The 25,194-nt window shown below is 41.8% G+C and carries 24 protein-coding genes and 1 pseudogene; 12 read left to right on the top strand and 13 right to left on the bottom strand.

All coding sequences use genetic code 11. The annotated features are described in order from the left end of the window. Window positions 1-36: 36 nt before the first annotated feature. From istA to MST18_RS01805, 5 genes and pseudogenes are all read left to right on the top strand, one after another. Window positions 37-1,056: an IS21 family transposase gene (gene istA, locus MST18_RS01825; protein WP_179995099.1), complete on the top strand. Its 1,020-nt coding sequence runs from the start codon at window positions 37-39 to the stop codon at window positions 1,054-1,056. Beyond that, on the top strand, window positions 1,056-1,829 hold the full coding sequence (istB, locus tag MST18_RS01820; protein ID WP_180133450.1) for an IS21-like element ISAba8 family helper ATPase IstB: 774 nt from the start codon (window positions 1,056-1,058) through the stop codon (window positions 1,827-1,829). Before istA ends, istB begins: the two co-directional genes overlap by 1 nt. A gap of 70 nt (window positions 1,830-1,899) precedes the next feature. Continuing rightward, window positions 1,900-3,540: pseudogene (yccS, locus tag MST18_RS01815) on the top strand (YccS family putative transporter); the annotation flags it as partial. A gap of 15 nt (window positions 3,541-3,555) precedes the next feature. Then, window positions 3,556-4,125 (top strand): hypothetical protein, encoded by a 570-nt coding sequence (locus tag MST18_RS01810; RefSeq protein ID WP_180133449.1) that lies wholly within the window; start codon window positions 3,556-3,558, stop codon window positions 4,123-4,125. Window positions 4,126-4,267: 142 nt separating this feature from the next. Then, entirely contained in the window at window positions 4,268-4,567 is a 300-nt protein-coding gene (locus tag MST18_RS01805; protein WP_078189335.1) for a DUF3817 domain-containing protein, read from the top strand. Between the two features lie 79 nt (window positions 4,568-4,646). Here the strand turns inward: MST18_RS01805 and MST18_RS01800 are convergent, their stop codons facing one another. The 5 genes from MST18_RS01800 to MST18_RS01780 form a co-directional block, all read right to left on the bottom strand. Further along, entirely contained in the window at window positions 4,647-5,876 is a 1,230-nt protein-coding gene (locus MST18_RS01800; protein WP_078189336.1) for an MFS transporter, read from the bottom strand. A 250-nt stretch (window positions 5,877-6,126) separates the two neighbouring features. Further along, on the bottom strand, window positions 6,127-7,008 hold the full coding sequence (locus MST18_RS01795) for a pirin family protein (RefSeq protein ID WP_180133448.1): 882 nt from the start codon (window positions 7,006-7,008) through the stop codon (window positions 6,127-6,129). 88 nt (window positions 7,009-7,096) lie between these two features. After that, window positions 7,097-8,539 carry an AbiH family protein gene (locus MST18_RS01790; RefSeq protein ID WP_180133447.1) on the bottom strand — a complete coding sequence of 481 codons (1,443 nt, stop codon included), beginning with the start codon at window positions 8,537-8,539 and terminating at the stop codon, window positions 7,097-7,099. A gap of 92 nt (window positions 8,540-8,631) precedes the next feature. Beyond that, window positions 8,632-9,003 (bottom strand): hypothetical protein, encoded by a 372-nt coding sequence (locus MST18_RS01785; RefSeq protein ID WP_180004761.1) that lies wholly within the window; start codon window positions 9,001-9,003, stop codon window positions 8,632-8,634. Window positions 9,004-9,193: 190 nt separating this feature from the next. After that, window positions 9,194-10,603: an FAD-binding oxidoreductase gene (locus MST18_RS01780; RefSeq protein WP_078189543.1), complete on the bottom strand. Its 1,410-nt coding sequence runs from the start codon at window positions 10,601-10,603 to the stop codon at window positions 9,194-9,196. Between the two features lie 372 nt (window positions 10,604-10,975). On the opposite strand from MST18_RS01780, the gene serA reads away from it, so the two are divergent. From serA to MST18_RS01765, 3 genes are all read left to right on the top strand, one after another. Next, on the top strand, window positions 10,976-12,208 hold the full coding sequence (gene serA / locus MST18_RS01775; protein ID WP_180021554.1) for a phosphoglycerate dehydrogenase: 1,233 nt from the start codon (window positions 10,976-10,978) through the stop codon (window positions 12,206-12,208). Between the two features lie 116 nt (window positions 12,209-12,324). Further along, a complete protein-coding gene (locus MST18_RS01770) occupies window positions 12,325-13,194 on the top strand; it encodes an EamA family transporter (protein WP_180133446.1) in 870 nt (289 codons plus the stop codon). A gap of 117 nt (window positions 13,195-13,311) precedes the next feature. Further along, window positions 13,312-14,190, top strand: coding sequence for a DMT family transporter (locus MST18_RS01765; protein ID WP_180021550.1), 879 nt, complete (start codon window positions 13,312-13,314; stop codon window positions 14,188-14,190). A gap of 82 nt (window positions 14,191-14,272) precedes the next feature. Here MST18_RS01765 and MST18_RS01760 read toward each other — a convergent pair whose 3' ends face one another. The 3 genes from MST18_RS01760 to truB form a co-directional block, all read right to left on the bottom strand. Further along, the gene (locus MST18_RS01760) at window positions 14,273-14,734 is read right to left on the bottom strand and encodes a hemerythrin domain-containing protein (protein ID WP_078192502.1); all 462 of its coding nucleotides are present in this window, start codon (window positions 14,732-14,734) and stop codon (window positions 14,273-14,275) included. 135 nt (window positions 14,735-14,869) lie between these two features. Continuing rightward, window positions 14,870-15,643, bottom strand: a complete 774-nt coding sequence (locus MST18_RS01755) for a TSUP family transporter (protein WP_111884173.1) — start codon at window positions 15,641-15,643, stop codon at window positions 14,870-14,872. A 26-nt stretch (window positions 15,644-15,669) separates the two neighbouring features. Next, window positions 15,670-16,578, bottom strand: a complete 909-nt coding sequence (gene truB / locus MST18_RS01750; RefSeq protein ID WP_180133445.1) for a tRNA pseudouridine(55) synthase TruB — start codon at window positions 16,576-16,578, stop codon at window positions 15,670-15,672. A gap of 153 nt (window positions 16,579-16,731) precedes the next feature. Between truB and MST18_RS01745 the strand changes: the two genes are divergently transcribed. The 4 genes from MST18_RS01745 (at window position 16,732) to MST18_RS01730 (ending at window position 21,302) form a co-directional block, all read left to right on the top strand. Then, window positions 16,732-17,760: a lipase secretion chaperone gene (locus MST18_RS01745; RefSeq protein WP_180133444.1), complete on the top strand. Its 1,029-nt coding sequence runs from the start codon at window positions 16,732-16,734 to the stop codon at window positions 17,758-17,760. 78 nt (window positions 17,761-17,838) lie between these two features. After that, complete coding sequence (locus MST18_RS01740; RefSeq protein WP_257250168.1) at window positions 17,839-18,783, top strand: triacylglycerol lipase; 945 nt, start codon at window positions 17,839-17,841, stop codon at window positions 18,781-18,783. A gap of 367 nt (window positions 18,784-19,150) precedes the next feature. Further along, window positions 19,151-20,161: a triacylglycerol lipase gene (locus MST18_RS01735; protein ID WP_180133442.1), complete on the top strand. Its 1,011-nt coding sequence runs from the start codon at window positions 19,151-19,153 to the stop codon at window positions 20,159-20,161. Window positions 20,162-20,363: 202 nt separating this feature from the next. Further along, complete coding sequence (locus tag MST18_RS01730; RefSeq protein ID WP_180133441.1) at window positions 20,364-21,302, top strand: triacylglycerol lipase; 939 nt, start codon at window positions 20,364-20,366, stop codon at window positions 21,300-21,302. Between the two features lie 25 nt (window positions 21,303-21,327). Here the strand turns inward: MST18_RS01730 and MST18_RS01725 are convergent, their stop codons facing one another. The 5 genes from MST18_RS01725 to trmD form a co-directional block, all read right to left on the bottom strand. Then, window positions 21,328-22,953: an IS66 family transposase gene (locus tag MST18_RS01725; RefSeq protein WP_257249974.1), complete on the bottom strand. Its 1,626-nt coding sequence runs from the start codon at window positions 22,951-22,953 to the stop codon at window positions 21,328-21,330. Between the two features lie 74 nt (window positions 22,954-23,027). Further along, window positions 23,028-23,363, bottom strand: a complete 336-nt coding sequence (tnpB, locus tag MST18_RS01720) for an IS66 family insertion sequence element accessory protein TnpB (protein ID WP_000618091.1) — start codon at window positions 23,361-23,363, stop codon at window positions 23,028-23,030. Further along, window positions 23,360-23,743 carry a transposase gene (locus tag MST18_RS01715; protein ID WP_154320783.1) on the bottom strand — a complete coding sequence of 128 codons (384 nt, stop codon included), beginning with the start codon at window positions 23,741-23,743 and terminating at the stop codon, window positions 23,360-23,362. Before MST18_RS01715 ends, tnpB begins: the two co-directional genes overlap by 4 nt. Before the next feature lie 186 nt (window positions 23,744-23,929). After that, window positions 23,930-24,301: a 50S ribosomal protein L19 gene (gene rplS, locus MST18_RS01710; RefSeq protein ID WP_078189351.1), complete on the bottom strand. Its 372-nt coding sequence runs from the start codon at window positions 24,299-24,301 to the stop codon at window positions 23,930-23,932. Window positions 24,302-24,440: 139 nt separating this feature from the next. Further along, complete coding sequence (gene trmD, locus MST18_RS01705) at window positions 24,441-25,181, bottom strand: tRNA (guanosine(37)-N1)-methyltransferase TrmD (RefSeq protein WP_180004770.1); 741 nt, start codon at window positions 25,179-25,181, stop codon at window positions 24,441-24,443. Between the last annotated feature and the right edge of the window lie 13 nt (window positions 25,182-25,194).

The following is a 25,194-nucleotide window of genomic DNA, read 5'->3' as shown; positions in this document are numbered from 1 at the left end:
CTTGGTTAATATAGCGGTCATTTTGGACTGCTCAACATGTTAACTTTGGAGCAAGCAGTGACAATCCAAATACTTCATCAACAAGGTAAATCTATTAAAGCCATTAGTCGTGAACTGGGGGTGTCCCGAAATACCGTACGTAAATATTTACGGCAGAAGGAAACACCTCAGTATCGGCGTACACAACCTAGAACAAGTATTCTTGATCCATATAAACCCTATTTACTCAAACGTGTAAACGCAGCTCATCCTGAATGGATTCCTGCTGTTGTGCTCTACCAGGAAATTTTAAGGTTGGGATATCCAGGAAAGATCAGGATCTTGAGGGAATATCTTGCAACATTAAAATCAGTTGCTAAACCGGAACCGATCATTCGTTTTGAAACCCAACCTGGCCAACAAATGCAGGTAGATTTCACCACGATTCGACGCAACAACTCGACTTTAAAAGCCTTTGTCGCAACATTAGGGTATTCCAGAGCGACTTTCGTGAAATTTTATGATCATGAACGTACCGATGCATGGATCGATGGTCTGCAAAATGCATTTCAGTTCTTTGCAGGAGTACCTCAGGAAATCCTGTTTGATAACGCTAAAACGATCATGATTGAACGGGATGCCTATCAGGAGGGGCAGCATAAATGGAATCCCAAACTGCTCGACTGCGCCAAGAAATACAGCTTTCGTCCTCGCGTATGTAAGCCCTACCGTGCACAGACCAAAGGCAAAGTTGAACGCTTTAATGGATACCTCAAATCAAGCTTTATTGTGCCATTGAAAGCAAGCCTGAAGACTTCGGGTTTACTGTTAGATGTTGATGTCGCCAATGCCCACATTGGCCGGTGGCTGCATGAAACCGCCAATCAGCGGATTCATGCCACCACGCAGGAAAAACCGGCTGTTCGACTGCAACAGGAGCAGCAAAAATTTACGCCATTACCGCAATCAGATACAGGTTCCAGCACTGTACCTGTTGCAGCAGCACAGCATGTCATGCCCTACGAGAGTTTGCAGCATCCCTTATCTGTATATGACCAGTTGCTGGGAGTTTCCTGATGAATCTGCAATACGACCGTATAGAGCAGCTTTGCCAAAAGCTCAATCTGCCTGCCATCGCATCACAATGGTCACATCATGCACAACAAACATTAGGTCAGGATGGAAGTTATGCCGACTTTGTTGAAGCGATCTTGACGCATGAATATGCTGCCAGGCAACAGCGCAGCCAGCAGGTACTGATGAAACTCTCAGGCCTGCCTCAAGTCAAAACCCTGGAAGACTATGATTTTAATTATGCCCTAGGGGCCCCTAAATCACAGGTGATTGAACTGTTCAACCTGAGCTTTATTGCTAGAGCAGAAAATGTGGTGTTTCTTGGTGCTAGCGGTGTAGGGAAAACGCATTTATCCATGGCATTAGGCTATAAGGCCATCATGAACAATGTCAAAACCAAGTTTATTACCGCCGCCGATCTCATGCTGCAACTCAGTACAGCCTATCAGCAAGGTAAATTGAAAACCTATATGCAACGGGTGATACTCGCCCCAAAATTACTGATTATCGATGAAATTGGTTATTTACCGTTTGGACGTGAAGAAGCGAATCTGTTCTTTAACGTGATTGCCAAGCGTTATGAAAAAGGCAGTACGATATTGATGAGTAACTTACCCTTTAGCCAATGGTCTAAGTCATTTGCGGATGATGTCACGTTGACCGCTGCGATGTTAGATCGGTTATTGCATCACTGTCATGTGGTACAAATATCGGGTGAGAGTTATCGTTTGAAGGATAAAAAAAGAATAGGGATTCAGCCTCAGGTTGAAATTTAATACGAGATCAAAGGGGTCAATTTTACTTTGCCATTTGTAAGGTAAAAGGGGTCAATTTTAGAATGCCGTTGACATCTCGCGTTGTTTTCTACAAATCGCCGAAGTACTGAATGCAAAAGCACGCTTATTCGACCCAGATAATGTCAACAATGTAGAACACTTACTGTATGAATTATCGCTCAAAAACAGTGATGTCATCCCGAGTTTAAACACGACTAAAGCTTCTTTACTCACCCGTTTAAAAGCCTCAAGGGCCAATAAAAACACCATCTACTGGCTGAATTTATATTTCTTAGCACAAGATATTCACGAACAGGCCAGTGCGAATTATTTACACTATGAACAAATTCATCAAAATTTTAGCCGTACCGATTTAATTTTCCGTTTTCAAAAAAATATTCGATTACAAGCGCAGGCTTGCCAACAGTTGGCCTACTGCATTTTGCATCGACAGCCCTATCAGCCTGATCCGATTACTGCGCAAGCACTGGCACATTTGCATGCCTCTTTGCAGGAGTGGATGGCCAATAATCCGCAAAATATAGAAGTGAAAAATCTACAGCTGATCTTGAGTAATTTGGACAGTGTGCAAGAACGCTTTTCGCATGTGCAGGATTTAGATCATTCACAGCAACAGGCCTATCAGCAGCATATCGACAACCTCAATTTACTCGACGACGACATTCACGGTTTGCACGATTTATGGCTCAAACTGAAACAGCATTTGAGTCCAGAATCTGCCTTATTTCGCCATGCTGTTCGCATCGCTTTTGTCTTTGCTATGGGCTATGCCATTTCGCTACTGCCCTTTGCAAAAAATGGCTACTGGATATTATTGACCAGTTTATTTGTCTGTCAGATGCGCTATTTTGCGACCAAAAGTCGTTTAAAAATGCGGACTTTGGGAACCATATTAGGGGTCTTATTTGGCATTCCTATTTTGTATTTTGTGCCAAGTGTCGAAGGTCAATTGCTACTGACAATTATTTTTGGCGTATGCTTTTTCTATCTGAGTGCCAAAAAATATGCCATGGCGACCCTCATGGCAACCTTAATGGTCTTGCTGATTTTTAATTTAAAAGGCGCAGGTTATGCGGTTATTTTACCGCGTATCGTTGATACCCTACTCGGCTGTTTTATTGCATGGTTCGCAGTGAATGTCATCTGGCCAGATTGGGACTTTCGCAATATTTCCAAGACCATTCAAAAAAGCTCTGCTGCGACCTTGCATTATTTTGATGCCGTAGTTGAGCAATATCTCCATGGGAAAACCAATAGCATTGATTATCGGCGTGCCCGTCGTTCAGCCCATAATGCTCAAACTGAACTATCGAGCATGATTTCAAGTTTAAGTACGGAACCTGATCCTGACCAGAACCTAATACAACACGCCTTTCGCTATTTGGTGTATAGCCATAGTCAGCTCAGTTATATTTCGGCACTGGGGAGCCACCGTGAACAAGTACAAGACCAACAAGTCCTTGAACTGCTGCAATGGTGTCAAAGCACATTAGACGACGTCTTAATTCAGCAAAAACCGCTCAACCCTGAGAAAATTCAGCAAAAACTTTTCGAAATTCAAACACTCAGCACTAAAGAAATGCGCTCTAATCACCTACAACTGGTGCTTAAGCAGATCAGTTTATTATTAGAAACATTAGCCGAACTGATTCAGCTTCGAACACAGCTGATTCAGGCAGAAATAAAATAAAATCATTTGAGACTCATGATGAAAATGCTTAGTTTAGGTTTTAGACACCTCATATTACCTACTATTGTGGCGACCTCATGTTTAGCTGCGTCTTCTGTTTTTGCAGCACCGACAGCACAAGATTTGAAGCGTATTTTGGAATGTCAGGCCGATTACGACACCTACCATAACACTTTGCTCGATTATGAAAAGGCTCTGGGGCAATTGGGCTGGAAACGCCATGATGACCCACATCAACCGTTTATTTATATCTATAAAAATACGCAAGCTGTTGAATTTTTTGGCATGCCGACCCAAGAAATTGGCCTGTCTTCCAATTCAGTATTCGCGATCTATCGCCAAGCCGATGTGAAAGAACTTGCCCAAAAATATGGTATTGAACAACATCCGATGTTTGCCGATATGCCATTTTTCCGTGGTGAAAAAATCCTACGTACGGAAGCCGAAACAGATGATCTACATGCCATCAATCACAAACTGAGCCTGTCTGAAATGACCGGAAAAAGCCCGATGATTTTATTCGGCTGTAACTATGAATTTGATCAAGGTTCGATTGAAGACGCCTTAGCGGATCTAGAAGATTAATCCGAACAGATAACTCATAATTAACTTAAAAAACATTTACTTAGATTCAATATGCGAATCAATTATTTCAACGGGAATGCTTCGTTCCTGCAGTGCTTTCAGGTACACTCAAGGCTGAAATCACTTTGAATTTAAACTTCGCATGAATATCAAGACCTTACGCTTTGTGGGCCTACTCGAAGGCATCTCCTTTTTATTATTGTTGTTCATTGCTATGCCAATGAAGTACCTGATGGATAATCCAATATTGGTCAAGTACGTCGGTATGGGACATGGCGTCTTGTTTATTGCCTTCTTAGTGGTGCTATTTGTGGTCTGTGAAAAGCAAAAATGGTCACTCAGCGTATTTCTAATGGGCCTGATTGCATCGATATTGCCTTTTGGTCCTTTCATTTTCGATCGCAAATTAAAAAATGCAGAACAACCTGCAACATCAAATTAAGACGGTATAGAGCAAATAAAAAAGCCCAATGTTGTTCTACACAGCATTGGGCTTTTTCTATAATGGCATGAACTCGAATTTAAAATTCACCCGTCAATTTACGTTGTCGCATAATATCTCGCACCACTAAGCGTGGTAGGCTGAACCACAAGATAATGAGGGTAAATCCTGCCAAACTATAGGCCCAAAGGCCGAAGTTTTCATACAGCACGCGCACGATTTCGATCACGGCAAAGAACGTCAGCATCATGATCACAGACACTGCCGCAGCCACTGTGCCCTTCGACATTTCAGACGACATTAAGGCAAATCGATAGAGCACAGAAAAGCTAATCCCTTCACCAAAACTGACCAAACTCATACCAAGAATGAGAAAGGTCAGAAAATAACTTTCAGTCATCGTCCCAATCACCACGAGGCTCGTTCCGAGTAACATCAGCGGTAGCCCGATCATCACAGACTGACCTAGAGGCAGTTTGTCGATGATTTTAATCAGGACAATATTACCGAGGATCAGACCGCCCAAAACAGGAAACTGTGCCATGCCATATTGCATGCTACTCAGTCCTAGCTGCTCCACCAATATGACTGGAGATAGCGCAATCCACAGCATCAGTGGCATTGCCACCATCGGTAGGCCCAGTGTCAGTGCCAAAAAGCGTTTATTTTTTAACACTTGTTTAAAGTCATCAATGATATAGCCCACCGGTTGCTTTGGAATGCTGATGTGCTGAGTCGGCATCTTGGCTTTTAAACCAAACCAACTCAGAAAAGATAGAAATGCGATTCCAATAAAGCCCCAATGCCATGACACGTGATCAATCATAAAGGCACCGAGGACGGGACCGATCAGTGGCGCCAGTAGTGAAATATTCGCCATGATCGCCATGACTTTGATGGCATCACGCTCTTCAAAAGTTTCCTGAACAGCAGCATAGCCCACGGCAGAAATGACCGACAAACCAAAACCTTGTAAAAAACGCAACGTTAAAAAGCTTTCGATATTATGCGTGAGCAATATCGCTAGACAGCATAAGCTAAAGAATGCCACACCACCCAACAGGACTTTTTTACGGCCTAATCGGTCTGACAATGGCCCTAATATCGCAGCGACACAAGCACCTCCCAATAAGTAAAATGACATCGACGAGGGTGCCCATGCACTACTCACACCAAACTCTTGGGTAATCGCAAGCATGGCTGGTTGGACTAAGTCGTTTCCGATATAGACAGAAAATTCAAATAAAACCAGTGCCAAGGGAAACATTAAGGTGGCACGACTTAATTTTGTGGTTTGTACGTTTTGCATTGTTATCTACATATCAAATATGTGCTGTCGAGCTTGAAATGACAAATAGGGAGAGACACTTCAGCCCAATGACGAGCACTGTAATATTAATTTTAAAAATGAATTTGCGGCGTATCCGCCATATGTGCGTCGTATTCACAAGACGCTAGATAGAGATAAAATGAACTTCAACGAACCGATATGTCGGTTTGAGTCCGACTATTTTAACAGTGTTTGCTGGCGTTGTATTGGTCTTTTTAAACTACCGCTTTTATGGTTTTTCATTGTCTGCTTTTTGGATAAAGCGACCTTGTTTTAGGTCCTCATAGGCTTGCATGACTTCTGCAAAATGATTCATCACAAAATAACCTCGCCCATAGATGGGTTCATTTAAAGGCTGCGCCGATAAATACAACATGTGGCTATCTTCGCCGGCCGTCAATTCGACATTTTCTCCTTGGCTCGACATAACTGCTATATGCTGTGCATTTAACGGTTCATCTGTTTCAGTAAATTTTAGTTTGCCCGAACGTAAATATACCAGCGTGGTATCCCCTTCCTGTGCAGGCAGTGTGATGCTTTGATTGGCTCTGACAAAAACATCAAATACTTGCATAGGTGTATGTGTTTCTGCGGGGCCGTGGGCTGTTAAATAATGCCCTGCAATGACCCGTACATAACCTGCATTATCTGCTAAATCCACTACAGGAATACGAGCTTTGACTAAGCTCTGATAGCGTGCAGGATTCATTTTATCTTTGGCAGGCAGGTTGACCCAAAGTTGCAAGATTTCAAATGCTCCACCCCGCTGTGCAAAGGCTTGGCTAAAAACTTCTTCGTGTTGTATGCCTGAAGCAGCAGTCATCCATTGCACATCGCCCTCTCCGATGACACCACCGCCGCCAGTCGTATCATGATGTTCAAGTTCGCCTTTAAACACTAAGGTGACGGTTTCAAACCCTTGATGTGGGTGTTCCAGCACACCTTTTTTCAGTTTGGTTGGTTTCAGCACCCCAGGCCCTAAATGGTCGAGCAATAAAAATGGTGAAACGGTATTGCCCAATTCATAATGGGAAAATACTGAAGTCACTGGAGCAAAGTCACCGACCGGTGAGCCTGAGTCATTGACGTGAATAAAAGCGAGGGTTTTCATATTGTTTTAAGTGTATTTAGGATCGTTTGATCTTAGCCTACCAAAGATAGCTGATTCGATAGGCTAAATGGATTTCAGTGTCACAGTTTTAGGATGCTTCTTCTAAGTTTGAGTCAACTTCGAATTTCACTTCGGGATTAGGCTTAAACTCTAGCCATTTATTTTTCATCCATTGTTCTACTTTGTCTTTACCTAAAATGGCGAGTAGATTATTGAGTAGTGAAAATTTTGCTTGCTTATCAAAATAAAAAATTATTACTCGGACATTTCGGTCCATATCATCATTTAAACTAAATAAATCAATAATATAATCTTTATCAGAAACATCTAGCGAATGTCCCCAAACTTGAACGTTTAAATTTAATTTACTATCAACATCCATTAAATTTTGTCTTGCTAATTTCTTCGCTGTTGGATCACTATCCCCAAAATCTTTTTCAAAATATTCAATCTTTAAATTATGCTGTTTAATTTTTTTCTTATAGATATCTAAAAATAAATAATCTGTATCTTTAAATAATTTTTGATGATATTTAGTAAAACCAAATGCTTTAATTTTTTTTAGAGTATCATCGTCTAAATCAGAGATACCTAAAACAATGTTTTGATTTTCGCCATGACTTCCATGTAAATATTCAGTTCTTACCAAGTTATGGAGGCGTTGATATGTATTTGTATAATTAAAAGAATAAATTACATTCGGTTCCATCCAGCAGTTTTCGCCTAGTTCTAACAATGATTTAGACTCCATGAAAAGTTCTAATTTTTTTAAAGGTTTTAATTTATCTATAATTAATTCCAAATATGAATTAAAAATCTCAATAAAATCGTCTAACTGCCTTATTAAATACTCTAAAAATGATGAAGATGAAAATCCATTAGTAACAGCTTCACCATGACAAAATTTTGAATTTAAATATAATTGTTTCGGCATAGCAAAATTTTTCCCATTAACTTTATAAACACCACCAACTTCTTTAAAAATAGGAAAATGCTCCAACACTTTAATACAATTTTTATCTAAAAAATCATATAGATTAAGATCAAGATTATTAAAATCTAAATTATTGCTGTCTAAACTATTAATTAATTTTCCAAAAGAGCCCAAAACCTCTTCAATTTTTATTTCAAAATCAATCCATGTTTTAATTTTTTCTACATGATTATTAAAATACTGAAACCAACAGTTTTGTTTCAACTTATACTGAAATTCCACTAAATCTTCAAAATCAACAACAATAGCCGCTGTATCATAGATTTGTTTAGTCTTATTAATAAATTTAATATCTCTTGATTTAAAAAAAAGTTCATTAAAATTCATTTGATAACTTTTTTCATCTAATGCACTTTTTATATTCAAAACTTTAGATATTAACTCTGGAAATGTATCAACTGAATTATTAAAAACATCTTGTATTGGTTTTCCTAAATCTTTTTTAATAATTGCTCTCATCACATCCATAAAATGGTCATACTTCGTCGGCAAGTAATGTGATAAATCAAAACCGTTTCCGACAATTAAAATATTCATTGTTCTTATTTACCCCAATAAAAAAGCGCATCAATCGATACGCTTTTTATGAGGCACACATGCCTAAATTTCAACTATAAATCAAAGATTTATTAAGGACACTTCGCCGATTGGAAAGTCTTAGTATTTTTACCACGTTGGCACTGATATTCCTTTTGTGTATTTACACGCTGCCAGTCACCATCCACCAATCTAAAACTATAAATAGTACGAACCGATTTCACTGAATCATCCATCAAACCCGTTTCCGTCACTTTCACCTGCCCCGCATTTGGCGACTCAACACGGTTAAAGTACTGACGAATTTCCACAGTCGACAGCTCTTTACGCAAATCAGGACGTTCTTTTAATACCTGATCGAGTGGCGTAGCAGAAGAACCGACTTTAGACACAATTTTCTGCGTTGTCGCACAACCCGCCAACATCCCCACACACAATGCAGACACAGCAATTAAACGATACATAGAACCAACTCAAATTTATTATTCAGACCTATCATGCCGAACATTTGTCCAAAACACTATTTAAGCAATGTAAAAGAAGTACCTCACTCCACAAAATCACCGTGCTGTTTCTCATCCATAGGCGGCTAAAAAGCATGCTATAGCCATAAAAAACGCATCCGAAGATGCGTTTCCAATCGTCTTTAAAAAATTAAAGATCGAACAATTTACCTGGGTTCATAATTGCATTTGGATCGAATACTTTTTTCAATGCTTTCATATATTCGATTTCTTCTGCTGAACGTGTGTAATCGAGGTAAGGCTTCTTAGTCATACCCACGCCATGTTCTGCAGAAATTGAACCGTCATATTTTTTCACAGTTTCAAATACGTATTTGTTTACCACTTGACATTTTGCAAAGAATTCATCTTTACTTAAATCCGCAGGTTTCAAAATATTTAAGTGCAAGTTACCGTCACCAATATGACCGAACCAGCAAATTTCAAAGTCTGGGTAGTTCGCTTCCACAATTGCATCAATTTCTTTAATAAATGCAGGCACATGTGTAATTAGAACTGAGATGTCATTTTTGTATGGTGTGAACGGTGCGATTGACTCTGAAATGTCTTCACGTAAACGCCATAAGCTGTGTACTTGGTCTAAGCTTTGGCTCATCACGCCATCCAGTACCCAACCTTGTTCCATGCAATGTTCAAAGATTTCCATTGCCGCATCCATGATCGGTTCAAATGGTGCTTCAAACTCAAGTAATACATAGAACGGACATGGTGTTTCAAATGGACGTTGAACATGACCATTGTCCAATACTTTTTGCATTGCAAGCTCACCAAAGAACTCAAATGCAGTCAGGTCGATTTTCTTTTGGAAGGCATGTAGAACAGGCATAATCGCATCAAAATCAGGCACACCGAGAACCAACACTTGTAAGTCATGGGGTTGACGTTCAAGTTTGATTTCAGCTTCAGTCACTAAACCTAGCGTACCTTCACCACCAATAAATAAGTGTTGAAGTGCATAACCCGTCGCGTTTTTGATCATGCCTTTATTCAAGCGCAGGATGTCACCTTTACCAGTAACCACAGTCATGCCCAACACCCAGTTACGAGTCATGCCGTATTTAATCACTTTAATACCGCCGGCATTGGTACCGATGTTACCGCCAATTTGTGATGAACCTGAAGATGCAAAATCAACTGGGTAGTACATGCCTTGTTCTTCAGCATAGTTCTGAAGTTGTTCAGTCACTACACCTGCTTGTACGCGAACCATACGGTCAGCTGGGAAGAATTCCAAGATTTGATTCATCTTGTCCATGCTCACCACGATTTCACCGTTAGCAGCCACAGCACCTGCTGATAAACCTGTACGACCGCCACTTGGGGTAATCGCGACATTAAATTGGTTTGCCAGCTTAACAATTTGTTGAACTTGCTCTGTGCTTGAAGGGAAAACGACGACCGACGGGTTTGGATCGAAGTGCTTAGTATGGTCACGACCCCAATTTTGGAGACTATCCGCATCGGTTTTAATTCGGCTTTCGCCAACAATAGCGGTCAATTGGGTCAATAACTCTGGGGTTAAAGCGACTGGAGCATTCATCGTTTTCAGACCTTGCAAGAAGTAAACAAGTTTTTTAAAGGTCCAGACTTCATTCAGTCAAAACTGCGGTAACGCATATTTCAAGGGAAAAAGCCTGAAACAGAGCGCATCAAAATGTCAGGGAATTGGTCATGATGATTTTGAGCGGCACCATTATAAGCTATAACTGGGCTTTTTTTGACAAAACCCAAAGAAAAACGTGATTTCAAAATGTCACGAGGAATATGACCAAGTTAATTAGACCAAATCTAAAAAATATTGACTCATCATTCGCCAAAATAGCCATGACGTCAGTCATAAAGGAAATGTATATCAGGCGACTTCCTATGCTATTATATGCGCACTAAATTTGGCCTTTGTAGCGGAGCCGTAATGAGCCAACATCTTTCTTTACCTAAAGATAAAATTCGTTTCTTGTTGTTAGAAGGCGTTCACCAAAACGCAATCGACACTCTAAATGCTGCTGGATACACCAACATTGACTACCGTAAAACTGCGCTTGAGGGTGAAGCGTTGAAAGAAGCGGTTAAAGATGCTCACTTCATTGGTATTCGTTCACGTACTCAATTAACTGAAGAAGTTTTTGAAGCGGCGAACAAACTGATTGCTGTGGGTTGTTTCTGTATCGGTACAAACCAAGTGAACTTAAATGCTGCAATGATTCGCGGTATTCCAGTATTTAACGCACCATACTCAAATACGCGTTCAGTTGCTGAACTAGTACTTGCTGAAGCGATTCTATTACTTCGTGGTGTTCCTGCAAAATCTGCTTCAACTCACCGTGGTGGTTGGAACAAGTCTGCAGTTGGTTCATTTGAAACTCGTGGTAAAACTTTAGGTATTGTTGGTTACGGTTCGATTGGCTCGCAACTTTCTGTACTTGCTGAAAGTTTAGGTATGCACGTAATTTATTACGATGCTGTAACTAAACTTCCAATGGGTAATGCACGTCAAGTCGGTTCTATGGGTGAACTTCTTGCGAATGCAGACGTGGTTTCTTTACACGTTCCTGACGTTCCATCTACACGTAACTTCTTCGGTAAAGAGCAATTTGCTCAAATGAAAGAAGGCGCAATCTTCCTCAATGCTGCACGTGGTACATGTGTCATCATTGAAGATCTTGCTGATGCAATCAAATCTGGTCATATTGCTGGTGCGGCTGTAGACGTATTCCCGAAAGAACCAAAAGCAAACGGTGAAGAATTTGTTTCTCCACTTCGTGGCTTAGACAACGTGATTTTAACCCCTCACGTTGGTGGTTCTACGATGGAAGCGCAAGCGAACATCGGTCTTGAAGTTGCTGAAAAATTCGTTGCTTACTCTGATAAAGGTATGACTTTATCTGCAGTGAACTTCCCAGAAATCGCGTTACCGTTGACTGAAGGTAAACACCGTTTACTTCACATCCACAAAAACGTGCCGGGCGTTCTTTCAAAAATCAACAACTTGTTTGCTGAACACGGTATCAACATCTCTGGTCAGTCTTTAATGACTAAAGGTGATGTGGGTTATCTTGTAATGGACGTTGATGCAACTGCATCTAAAGAAGCTTTGGATACTCTTCACGAAGTTGAAGGTACCATCCGCGTTCGCGTATTGTTCTAATTTAATTAGACACTGAAGCCACAGCCTTCGGGCTGTGGTTTTTTATTGTAGTAGACTTTTAAAATCTGGCTTTTGCCAATCTCCCGCTATTCGAGTCATCGAAAAAAATTTAGTCTATGCCAAATTTTAAAATTACCCCTGCTCTACAAGCACCACTGATCTTGCTTATTGCAATGATCAGTATGCAAAGCAGTGGTTCGTTCGCTAAGTACCTGTTTGGTCAGTTTCCCATCCTGACCGTATCCGCGATGCGTTTACTGCTCGGTGCATTAATCTTGGCGATCATTTTTAAAGTTTGGCAGATCAATTTTAAACAAGTCAAATGGTCTGCGATTATCAGTTATGGCTGTGCTCTTGCAGGCATGAATATGCTATTTTACTTGTCGATTGATCGTCTCCCGCTCGGCATTGCCGTGTCTTTTGAATTTATTGGTCCGCTCAGTGTCGCACTATTTGCTGCACGCCGAAAATTTGACTTTATTTGGGTCGGACTGGCTATTTTAGGCCTTATCCTACTTTTTCCTTTTGACCAAGCTGCACAACGACTTGATCCCTTGGGCATTGCCCTCGCCCTTGGCGCAGGTGCGTGTTGGGCACTCTATATCGTGGCTGGTCAAAAACCGTCAGGGGTCTCAGGCAATCATACCGTTTGCTTAGGCATGTTCGTCGGCATGTGTGTTTTGATGCCCATCGCACTCTTTGCAGGTATGCCGGCACAGGCGTTTGAGCCAAGTAGTCTGCTGTATTTTATTGCACTTGCGACCCTAGCCAGTGCTTTACCTTTTACTCTAGAAATGATTGCGCTCCGCAATTTAACGGCGCTCAGTTTCGGAACGCTCATGAGCCTAGAACCTGCAATTGCAGCACTCTCTGGTTTTGTTTTCTTAAATGAACAATTGCTGTGGACCCAGTGGTTAGCCCTTGCTGTCATCATCTGTGCATCGATTGGGTGTACCTATACCACGCAAAAAGCCAAAGTCATTTAAATTCAAAATCCATCATGATTTGGTCAAATGTTAAAATTCACTCAATTGTTAGCATTAACCGCTATACTGTACTGACTCAAAAATAGGGCTCAACACCGCCCAACAACTGTGTGCCGCATGCCAAATTCACAACTTCTCGCTGTTGTTTTCATGGTACTTTCCATGATCTCCTATCAAATCAGTGCATCATTCGCCAAGCAATTATTTTTGGTGCTTGATCCACTCAGTGTGACCATTTTACGACTCTGTTTTGCTTCAATTATTATCTGCTTAATGTTTCGTTCATGGCACATTTTAAAACGGCTGTCGTTTTTAAAATGGCGTGATCTGCTCTGCTATAGCGCAGCACTGTGCCTCATGAATGTCTTGTTCTATATGTCACTGGGCAAACTCCCTCAAGGCATTGCCGTAGGACTCGAGTTTATTGGGCCGCTAGGTTTGGCACTGCTGTCGATTAAAAACCGTAGTGACTATATTTGGGTCTTTTTGGCGATCTTAGGGATTGCGTTGATGGTGCCTTGGGGGCAAGCTCAAAGTGGTAATTTCTCAATATTTGGAGCAGCTTGTGCCTTAACTGCGGGGCTATGTTGGGCATTCTATATTTACTTTGGACAAAAAGTGGTACACCAAAATATTGGTATGCATGCACTGACCATCGCCATTAGTTTATCGGCATTGACCTTATTACCCATCGGCCTCTATAACAACGCATCAGCTTTATTGGATACGCAATATTGGCCTAAAGCCTTGTTGATTGCGATTTTAGCTACAGCCATACCTTATGCCCTTGACCTCAAAGCGTTGAAGATTCTAAGCAAACTGAGTTATGGCACATTGTCGAGTATCTCACCTGCTTTGGCAGCCATTACGGGTATGGTGGTATTGGGGGAACGCATTAATATAGGGCAATGGCTTGCTTTGGTGTGTATTATGCTTGCCTCGGTCGGGGTGACAATGCGCTCCTCTCGCACTACAACGACTAGCGGATCAAACTAATTTTCATCTTTATCGCTGAAATAAAAAGACGGCCTCTGCCGTCTTTTTTAATTTGGAATTTGTCCTCAAAACTCACTAATATTTATCCCGTCAAACTGTCTTTATCCGCCTTCTTGTATTTTTTATATTCTGCCAAATATTGTTTGGCTAAACTTTCCTTTTGTTTTTCATCTAAGATTTTACCCGCTTGCTGAAAAAAGCCATGTTCTTCTTCCTGCAAATGATGATGTACCGTTTCAGATAACTTTTTCGCAATTGCCAACCAACCTGGATTACTAAATTCAGTTTCCGTCAGTTGCTCTAATAATTCATCCATCTCATGATGTTCCGCCAATGCATGACGGGTGATGTTTAAGCCTGAATCAGTCATCATTAACGGGATGTAAAAATAACGATCTTCGCCAACAGCATGAGCAAATAACTCATTTTTGAGCAGCTCAAATAAATCTCGACGCTCAGGTGTATCCCCTGATGTTTGAATGAGTTTTTCAGCAAGTTCACGTTGCTTTTCATGACTTTGGCGTAAAGCTTCAAATATATTCATTGTAGTGATGACCTCTGATGCTTAGCTAATTGTGTATTATGAAATTTAATTATTATCCACAACTCAAACGAGTCGCTTATTTTCATACTAATCATTTCAGCGACAGAATTCAGCAACGCTCTGTTAAGATTTGTTTTAAGCTTGTCCCGTAAAGGTTTGATAACCCAACCGTACAATCAAAATACTCACCAAAATCAAAAATAGAATTCGAATAAAGCCACTACCGTATTTAATTGCCGCACGTACACCAACGATCGAGCCTAAAATATTTGCTACAGCCATCATTAAGCCTATCGCAAATAACACATGGCCAGTGGGCGCAAAAAAACTCAGTGCTGCAAGGTTGGTGGTTAAGTTGGCGACTTTTGACAAAGCAGAGGCATGTAAAAAGTCTGCTTGTAGATAACGAATAAAAAAGAAAATAAAGAAACTGCCAGTGCCAGGTCCAAAGATGCCGTCATAAAAGCCAATCACCAGACTACCAATAGCGGCAAAACCGAGGATTTTAGGAGTCAGTTCTTGGCGTACATGCACCTGACCAAATTGTTTTTTGGCAAAGGTATAAATCGCAATCACGATCAACATGACCAAAACGAAAGGACGTAAGACTTCTTTTGGAATCATTGATACACAGGCTGCTCCCACAAAGGAGGCAACAAATGCACAGCTTGCAATGACCGCAAGTAATTTCCAACGGAGTTTGACTTGGCGTAAAAAAGAATAGGAAGCTGACGCTGTACCAAAAATCGAAGACAACTTATTGGTGCCAAATACAGTCGCTGGAGATAAGTGCGGCATGGCATTCATAATGGCAGGAATTTGAATCAGTCCGCCACCGCCAACAGCTGCATCAATTGCACCAGCAAAAAATGCAAAAAATAGCAGGCTTAAGATGATTTCAATTTCCATAATTTGGCTTCAGTGGCTGTTAATGACTATTCAAGATTTAATACACGTTTTGGTACTAAGCGCTTACGATCGGTAATTTCCGCTAGACCTAAGCAACGTTCCCCATCAAATACCAAAACCTGCGCTTCCGCAGCATGCTCAATATTACTTTCCATTCCACGACTAAAATATTCAGCTCGACCTTCCGGCGCTTGCACTTTGCAGAAATGATCGACAGGTGAATACACCGGCAGCAATAATGCTTCACGCTCAGCTTCGGACAGACTCTCTAAATATTCAATGGTAAAGCTTGGGTTAAGATCAAAATGACCCGTTTGAATACGGTGTAGATAGGTTAAATGTCCAAAAGTACCCAATGCTTTGGCAATATCTTCGCCTAAAACACGAATATATGTGCCTTTGGAACAGGTGATGTCGAGTGTAATACTATTCTCACTAAATGATAATAACTCGATGGCATAAATCGAAATTGGACGTGCTTCACGCTCTATTTCTATGCCTTTACGCGCCAACTCGTACAGCGGGCGACCTTCTTTTTTCAGCGCAGAATACATCGGTGGAATTTGTTGGATATCTCCCACGAACTGTGCCAGTACCTGCTGAATAGATGCCTCGGTCAAAACGGGTACGGCTTGTTCCATCAGCACCTCACCTTCTACATCACCCGTCGTGGTGCTTTGTCCTAAAAAGACCGTGGTTTGATAGCGCTTGGTTGAGTCGAGCAAGAAATGTGAAAACTTGGTCGCTTCACCCAAACAAATCGGCAATAAACCTGAAGCCAGCGGATCTAGCGCACCTGTATGTCCTGCTTTTTGTGCTCGATACAACCAACGCACCTTCTGTAAGGCTGCATTCGAGCTAATACCCAAAGGCTTATTCAAAAGAAATACACCATGTACAGGACGACGTTGGATCTTAGGAGAGGCTTTTTTCATGTCAAAATTTGGCTAATACAGGAACAGCGCAATGGTAACAACCCACATCTAACGTTTACAACTCTTCTATGTTTTTATCTGCATTTTATGTCATATTGAGTTCGCATTTAGAACTCTAAAACAATTAAAAACGGAATAAAGGTGCATTGGGATATGCAAAAAAATAAACTTTGGCTCATCATTGCCTTGGTCGTTATCGCAGTTGCTGCATTCATATATTGGCTTGCGCCAAAAGCATCACAAAATGATCCTTCAGATCAATCGATTCAACAACAAAATACGCCTTTAGCTCAGGGCGAAACCGCTACGGCTCAAGCCACAAGCGGTTCTTCGCTGCTCAGTCCAAGTCAACAAGACACGGAAGTTAACTGTCAAATCAGTATGGATGGTTCAAACCGTTTGATCGTGAATGAACAAACACGGAATTGCTTTGAATATTTCATTACTCAGTATGGTGAAAAGTCGATAGATCAAATTAAAAAGGATTTTAAAACCTACATTGCACAAGGTCATAAAGAACCTGCGCTGTCCCAAATTTATGATTTGTGGGATCGTTATATGAAATATCGTGAACAGTTAGGTCATTTACAGCCACCAAGCGACGACAAAGAATCACCACAATACTATCGCTCGATCTACAGCAGCACCCAGAATTTAAGAAAACAGTTCTTTTCTGATTATGAAATTGAAGGTTTATTTGGCAAGGAAAATACTTATCACGAATACACGCTGAAACGGATGGAAGTAGTAAATGACAAAAAACTGTCTGAATCAGAAAAAGCCAAAAAACTAAAAGCCCTGTTTGATGAACTCCCAGAAGATTGGAAAGAAAATCTGGAACAAATCAATAAACTTGAAGATTTACGCAAGCTCACAGCAGACATTAAAGCCCGTGGTGGTGCAAGCGAAGAAATCCATCAAATGCGGTTAAATTTAGTGGGTCCAGAAGCTACTCAGCGCCTTGAAAATCTAGACAGCCAGCGCAGCTCTTGGAAATCTAGCGTAAATCAATACCTCACAGAGCGTGACAGCATTGTGAAAAGCAATATGAGTGACAGTGCGAAACAACAAGCGGTGCAGCAACTCCGTAATCAACATTTTAAATCGAAGGAAGATCAGCTCCGCGTCAGTACCTTTGAATCTGTGCATGATCAAGGTGGAAAATTACCTTTCGCAGAATAACTGCAAACAACAATTTAAAAACAACCTCAATTTCAGGATGAAATGATGAAAAAACCACAAGCTCTTTTATGCGCAATTATGGCTGTATCAGCAGCGATCGCCAGCACACAATCCCAAGCTGCAGCAGGACTCCAACATGTCACCGCCAACAGCTCGGCAAACTATGCCAAGACCAAATATCCGATTGTGTTTACCCATGGTATGTTCGGGTTTACTCGCATTGGTTTTGACAGCTTTGGCATGGATTATTTTTATCAAATTTTGCCAGATTTAGCTCGTAATGGGGCCAATACCTTTGCTGCCCAAGTTTCACCGCTAGAGTCTACAGAAGTTCGTGGTGAACAGCTCCTGAGCCAAGTCGAAGAGGTTCTTGCTCTGACCGGCCAATCCAAAGTGAACCTCATTGGTCATTCACATGGTGGACCGACAACTCGCTACATTGCAGCGATCAAACCTGAATATGTGGCTTCGGTGACTGGGGTTGCAGGCACTTATCGTGGCTCTCTAGTCGCAGATAAAATACAAGCGAATAAAACTATTAACTCAGTCTTTGGAGTCCTTGGCGATCAACTCTTAGCACCGATTATTACTTGGGCTGAAGGCAACTCGAGTCTACCCAACAGTGTTGATGCATCACTTACCGCGATCAGTGAAAAAGGTTCTGCTGAATTTAATGCAAAATTTCCAACCGCAGCACTGGCTGCGAACTGCAATCAGTCGGGTGCCAAAGTCGACAATGGCGTGTATTACTACTCATGGACAGGTACAGCGCAAACCACAAATGTATTAGATGTACTAGATACAGTGATTAGTCAGCTTGCCCCTTTGGCCTATGGAAATCGTGACAATGACGGTTTGGTTGGACGCTGTAGCACCCACATCGGACAAGTAATCCGTGATGACTACAATCACAACCACTTAGATGAAGTGAATATGATCTTTGGCCTACGCAGCCTATTTTCACCTGACCCAGTTGCACTCTATCGCCAACATGCCAATCGTTTAAAATTACAGGGTCTGTAACCTCAAAAGTTGGTTCCCTTTCAGCACTGAAAAGGATGCCTTTAAGCGTCCTTTTTTGTTTACAATGTTTTTATTTGTAAGTATTAAACAAGCTAATTCAATAAGTTATTAAATCATAACAACTAAAATAAATAGCAAAAATAAAAGACGAATGTATATAAATATACTTGTCACCTCAACGCCGCCCATGTCCTAAAATGACATGGAATTTCAAACCGAGCATGAAAAAATGGCAAGGCATCTTTGTCTATTCAAACTCTCTAAAATCAAAGATATGGCCTGGCCAGTCACAAAGATGTTGCTTAAAAACAGAGAGTATTTTCATGATTAAAAAGTAATAAAAACAACATCAGATCAAGGAACATTTATGCGATCTTTAGTAAACACGGCCAAGATGGCCTCTGTAGCTGCAGTTGCAGGCTTAGCGATGAGTATATCGGCAAGCACTCAAGCTGCGCCTAGCGTCCTCCAAGTGAAGGAAACGGCAAAATCTGACTACGCAAAAACCAAATATCCAATTTTAATGGTGCATGGTTGGCTCGGTTGGTCACGTATCGGTACCGACACCATTGGACTGGATTATTGGTACCAAATCTTGCCAGATATGGCACGAAATGGCTCAACCGTATTCGCAGCGCAATTATCTCCTGCAAATACTACAGCACATCGTGGTGAGCAGTTAATTGCACAAGTTGAAGATGTTTTGGCTATTACAGGGAAACCAAAGCTTAACTTAATTGGTCACTCTCATGGTGGTCCAACTGTATTGTATGTTGCTCAAACAAAACCACAGTACATTGCGTCTATTACAGGTGTTGCAGGTACCTATCACGGCTCTAAAGTAGCGGATGATATTCAAGGCAACTCACTTTCTCGTACTGCCTTCAATATTTTAGGTGATTATATTGTCGGCCCACTTATTGCTTTAGGTCAGGCAAAACCTGAGCTTGAAATTGATTTCGATGCTTCTATGAAATCATTATCACAAACAGGTTCTGCTGCATTTAACAGTACGGTTGCAAAATCTGCTGTAGCTGACGGTGTTTTGGCATCTTCAGGAAATTGCAGTAAGAACTTAAAGCAAGTCGACAGCAAAGGCATTCAATACTATTCATGGACCGGTGTTGCGCAAACCACGAATTTACTTGATATCGACACGATCCTAATGCAACTCGGACCATTGTCTTATGGCAATAAAGACAATGACGGTATGGTTGCACGTTGTAGTGCTTATATCGGTAAAGTCATTAATGACAGCTACAAACTTAACCATACCGATTTAGCCAATATGATGTTTGGCTTAACAGGGCTATTTGCACAAGATCCTGTGGCGCTGTACCGTCAACATGCAAACCGTTTAAAACTGCAAGGACTTTAATTCTTATCGTTGAAATTTAAATGCAATAAGGGGGCTTCGGCCCTCTTATTTACTTTTATAGATCTGAAAATTCGTGATCTTTTATTTTGTTACATTTAGCGTCACAGTTAATCTTTTTCAATTTGCAACAGGTGATCTTTATTGCTTTATTAGAAGTGACAATAAATATTGTCATAAAACAATAATACATTGAGGATCGCTCATGAAATACGGATCATTTTTAGCAAGTTTTATTGCAGCTACATTCATCGGTAATGTATCTGCATCGCAAGCAACCCAAGTCACTGCCAAAGCTAGTTCTAGCTATGCAAAGACCAAATATCCAATCGTATTCAACCATGGTATGGGTGGTTTCATTACCGTTGGTACGGACTCATTTGGACTCGACTATTGGTATCAAATCCTTCCTGATCTTGCCCGAAATGGTGCAAATGTTTGGGCAACTCGCGTATCGCCTTTTAACTCTACCGAAGTGCGTGGCGAACAGCTTCTACAACAAGTTCTTGAAATCCAAGCACTCACCGGTGCGGATAAAGTGAATTTAATTGGACATAGTCATGGTGGACCAACGATTCGTTATGTTGCAGGTGTTCGCCCAGATGTCGTGGCTTCATTAACCAGTGTTGCAGGACCTCATCAAGGCTCCCCTGTTGCAGACTTAATTTTAAAAGCTGAAGGCACCGCTGTCGAAGCACCCTTGGTTGGAGCTGTGAATTTTGTCTCTAAAGCCATTGTTTGGGCGCAAGGTCTAGATCCAACGACTTATCCTCATGACGCATTGGCAGGTGGTTCAAGTTTAATGCTAGCGGGTTCTGCAAAGTACAATGCCGCATTCCCTCTGGGCTTGCCTAAATCCAATTGTGCTGATGGCAATAGCGTGGAAAAAGGCATTTATAACTATTCATTTACAGGTGTGGGCCAAATCACCAATATTTTAGATTTAGACTCAGCCCTAAAAGTGACCGCATTACTGATCGATGGCGGAAAAGACAATGATGGCCTCGTATCACGCTGTAGTGCCAAGTTTGGTAAAACCATTCGTGATAACTACAACTGGAACCATTTAGATGAAGTCAACCAAGTGCTTGGTCTCAAAGCGCTATTTGCACCAGATCCTGTCGATGTCTATCGTCAACAGTAAGCGTCCGCTGAATCCCATACCAATTTTAATTCGATTTAGGTTTCCAGCAGTGTGGCAGTAACTCTTCAATCTGGGTCACTTTATGTGTCGGTAACCTTTTCAGCACATCACTTAAATAGGCATAGGGATCCAGCCCATTCAGCTTTGCTGACTGGATTAATGTCATAATATTGGCTGCTCGCTGACCGCTGCGCAGCGAACCTGCAAATAACCAGTTCTTACGTCCCAACGCCCAGGGGCGCATCTGGTTTTCCACCCAGTTATTGCAAATCGGTAGATTGCCATCATCCAGATAGCGGCTTAAGGCTGGCCAACGCTTCAGAGTGTAATTGATCGCCTTGGCGGTAGGAGAACTCGATGGCACTGTCAGATGATGTTGGTTGAGCCATTCATATAGTTGTTGCATCACTGGTTGACTATGCTGTTGTCGGTATTCGCGGCGGTCTTCCGCTGTACCATCGGTCTTTTTCCTGAGTTCGGCTTCTATCGCATACAGTTTCTGAATCAACACTAATGCCTGTTCAGCAACCTGACTTTTCCCAGTTACATGCAGTTCATGGAATTTACGACGTGCATGGGCCATGCAGCCCACCTCAATCACCTGACCTGATTTAAAACGTGCTTTATAACCACTGTAATCATCACAGACTAGATAGCCCTGCCAGCCTTTCAAGAACTCTTCAGCATGCTGGCCTGAACGACTATCCTGAAAGTCATAGATCACCGCCTGAACTGGATTGTACTGTGTGGTGGCATAGGCCCAGACATAACCTTTCTTCGGTTTTTTATCATTCTCACCCATCCGCATGATGGTGACCGGTGTTTCATCTGCATGCAGCACCTGCTGTTGTAGTACCACCTCTTTTAAGGCATTGGCCAGAGGCTCCAGTTCTACACCGCAGCGACCTATCCAGTCAGATAACGTTGATCTAGAAAGCTCGATTCCCGCCCGCTGATAGATCAGACGTTGACGGTACAGCGGCAAATGATCGGCATACTTCGATACCAGCACATGGCTGAGCAATTCAGGTGAAGCAATGCCTTTATCAATCACATAGGCGGGCATCGCTTGCTGAGTCAGAGTGTCACACTGATCACAGACCCATTTACCACGCACATGCTGTTCCTTATAGAACTGTGCCGGTCTGAAATGCAGTTTTTCACTGACATCTTCGCCGATACGACGGAGTTGGCAGCCACAAGCACATTGGGTTGATGCAGGTTCATGCTCAATACGGATGGTGTGTAGATGATCTGGCAGTGGTCGACGTTTAGGTTTATTGGTTTTGGCTTTGTGTGTCACTGCATCGGTTTTATCTGCATTTAGCCGTTCCAGTTCTAGATCAACCGCGGCAATATCTTCTTCAACCGCTTCATCCCACAGATGGATTTGTTTTGCAGTGAGATGTTCGTTTTTACTGCCGAATTTGTGCTTTTTAAACAGCGCCAGTTCATGCTCGTATTTTTGATTGAGAATAGAAAGATGTTGAACTTTAGAATCTAATTGCTGATTGGTGACTTCAAGATGTTGAACTCTGGCATCTAATTGCTGGTTTGATTGTGCCAGAGACTGATGCTGCATCGCCAACTGCCTGGTGAATTCCAGCAGTTGTTCATGGGTCAGTTGGCTTAAGTCAGGCAGCGTATTCATGACCGCAGTATGCCTGAGGTCATGAGAAGAATGAAATAGAACGTTTGGAGAATAGCAGAATGGAACAGCCTGGTTTAAAGCATCGTCACCACCTGCTGTCGTCCAATGCGCTGCCAGGGCAAACCTTGGATCAGTGCCTGTAACTGTTCCGGGCTGAGGGCCACGGTTTCACCTTGGTGAACTTGAGCCCAGTGAAATTTGCCCTGTTCCAGCCGCCGGGCACACAGCCAGATGCCCAGTCCATCATGTACCAACACTTTCATGCGATGGCCACGTTTATTACAGAACAGGTAAGCACAATGCGGTTTGATGTAGCCAAAGGCTCTCACCACCTGAGCCATGGTCGTATCCATACCTGCACGCATGTCCATGGGCTGAGTAGACAACCAGATTTCATCAATGCGGATCATGTTGCAAGTGCCTTGAGTAATTCTGCCAAGACAGGTATTTCTGATGTCTGCCATTTTAGCTGAATATCATTATTCGTATGAGGCACGGTGATACACAACGTGATCCTCTCATCAATAGGTTGGCTGATTTCAGCAGTGTAAGGCAAAGCAATAAATGCTGGATTCACATGAGTAGGATCCTGCACGGCACCCTCATGATGGCTGAAGATCCTGATCCAACGACTGACAAGGTTGGCATTAATACTATGTTGCAGTGCGACCGAAGCGATCGAGGTATTAGGATTTTTACAGGCATTGACAATACTGAGTTTGAATTCTTTGCTGTATGTTCTGCGTTTTTTAGCAACAGGAGGTGTTGCTGAATATATATCCATGTTCATGGATTAAGTCCCCACTTGTTTTTAGGTGGGAACTAAATTAAGGCTTATAGGATCGCTTGGTAAGGCTGTGTTAGCCGGATGCTTACCGTCAACATGCAAACCGGCTAAAATCTCAAGGTTTATAATTTTCTTTCTCGCATAAAAAATGCGCCAAAAGGCGCATTTTTTACAGCGTTGTAAAACAAATTATTTTGCTTTACGAGCTGGTAATTTTTCACGAATACGTGCAGCTTTACCAGACAATTCACGTAGGTAGTAAAGTTTAGCACGACGAACGTCACCTCGACGTTTCACTTCGATACCAGCAACGATTGGTGAGTGAGTTTGGAATACACGCTCAACACCGAAACCGCTAGAAATTTTACGTACTGTGAACGCAGAGTTCAAACCACGATTTTTCTTAGCAATTACAACACCTTCAAATGCCTGAAGACGTTCACGCTCACCTTCTTTTACTTTAACTTGAACAACTACTGTGTCACCAGGAGCAAAAGCAGGGATGTCTTGTTTCAACTGTGCATTTTCAACAGCTTGTACTAAAGGATGTTTACCGCTCATGGGGTATCTCCGATTATGCGAGTTAGAAGAGGTCTAATCATCGCTGGGGCTAGAGGCTAAAGCGCATAGACCCGATTGACTTTCCCTTTATGCTTGACCGCTTCAATGCATAAAGAGCCTAATATAAGATTTAAAAAATTTAAACCTTGGAATCTTTTAGCCATTTCTTTTGCTGCTTGGTCAATTCAACTTTTTCAACCAACTCAGGTCGGCGTTCTAAAGTGCGTTGATATCGCTGCAAAAACCGCCATTTCTCAATATTGGCATGATGTCCCGATTTTAATACTTCAGGAACATCTAAACCTTCAAAATGGTCTGGCTTGGTATATTGTGGGCAATCTAAAAGACCATCCACAAATGAGTCTTGCACATGTGATTGCTCATCAGACATTGCACCCGGAAGTCTCCGAATCACACTATCCAATAAAACCATCGCAGGAAGTTCACCACCAGATAAAACGTAATCGCCTATTGACCATTCCTGATCAACATATTGTTGGATCAAACGCTCATCTACACCTTCATAACGACCACACAATACAATCAATCCATCATATTTGACGAAATCTTGTACCGCAGGTTCATTTAAGGTCTTTCCTTGCGGCGACATATACACCACAGGGACATGAACAGCACCCGCTTGCTTGGCAAGCTCTTTGGCACGATGAATTGCTTTCGCTAATGGCTCAGCCATCATCACCATACCTGGACCACCACCAAATGGACGTTCATCCACTCTTTTGTAGTTGCCCTCAGCAAATTCGCGTGGATTGATACAATGAACTTGCACAATGTCACGTTTTGCTGCGCGCCCGCTAATACCGTAGGCTGTAATCGCTTCAAACATTTCAGGAAAAAGCGTAATGACTGCAAAAAACATCGCAGACTCCTCT

This window comes from Acinetobacter sp. YH12068_T (assembly GCF_024606005.1).
Classification (GTDB): Bacteria; Pseudomonadota; Gammaproteobacteria; order Pseudomonadales; family Moraxellaceae; genus Acinetobacter; species Acinetobacter amyesii.
The sequence above is the reverse complement of the archived record's forward strand: the minus strand, read 5'-3'. Positions and strand labels throughout refer to the sequence as shown.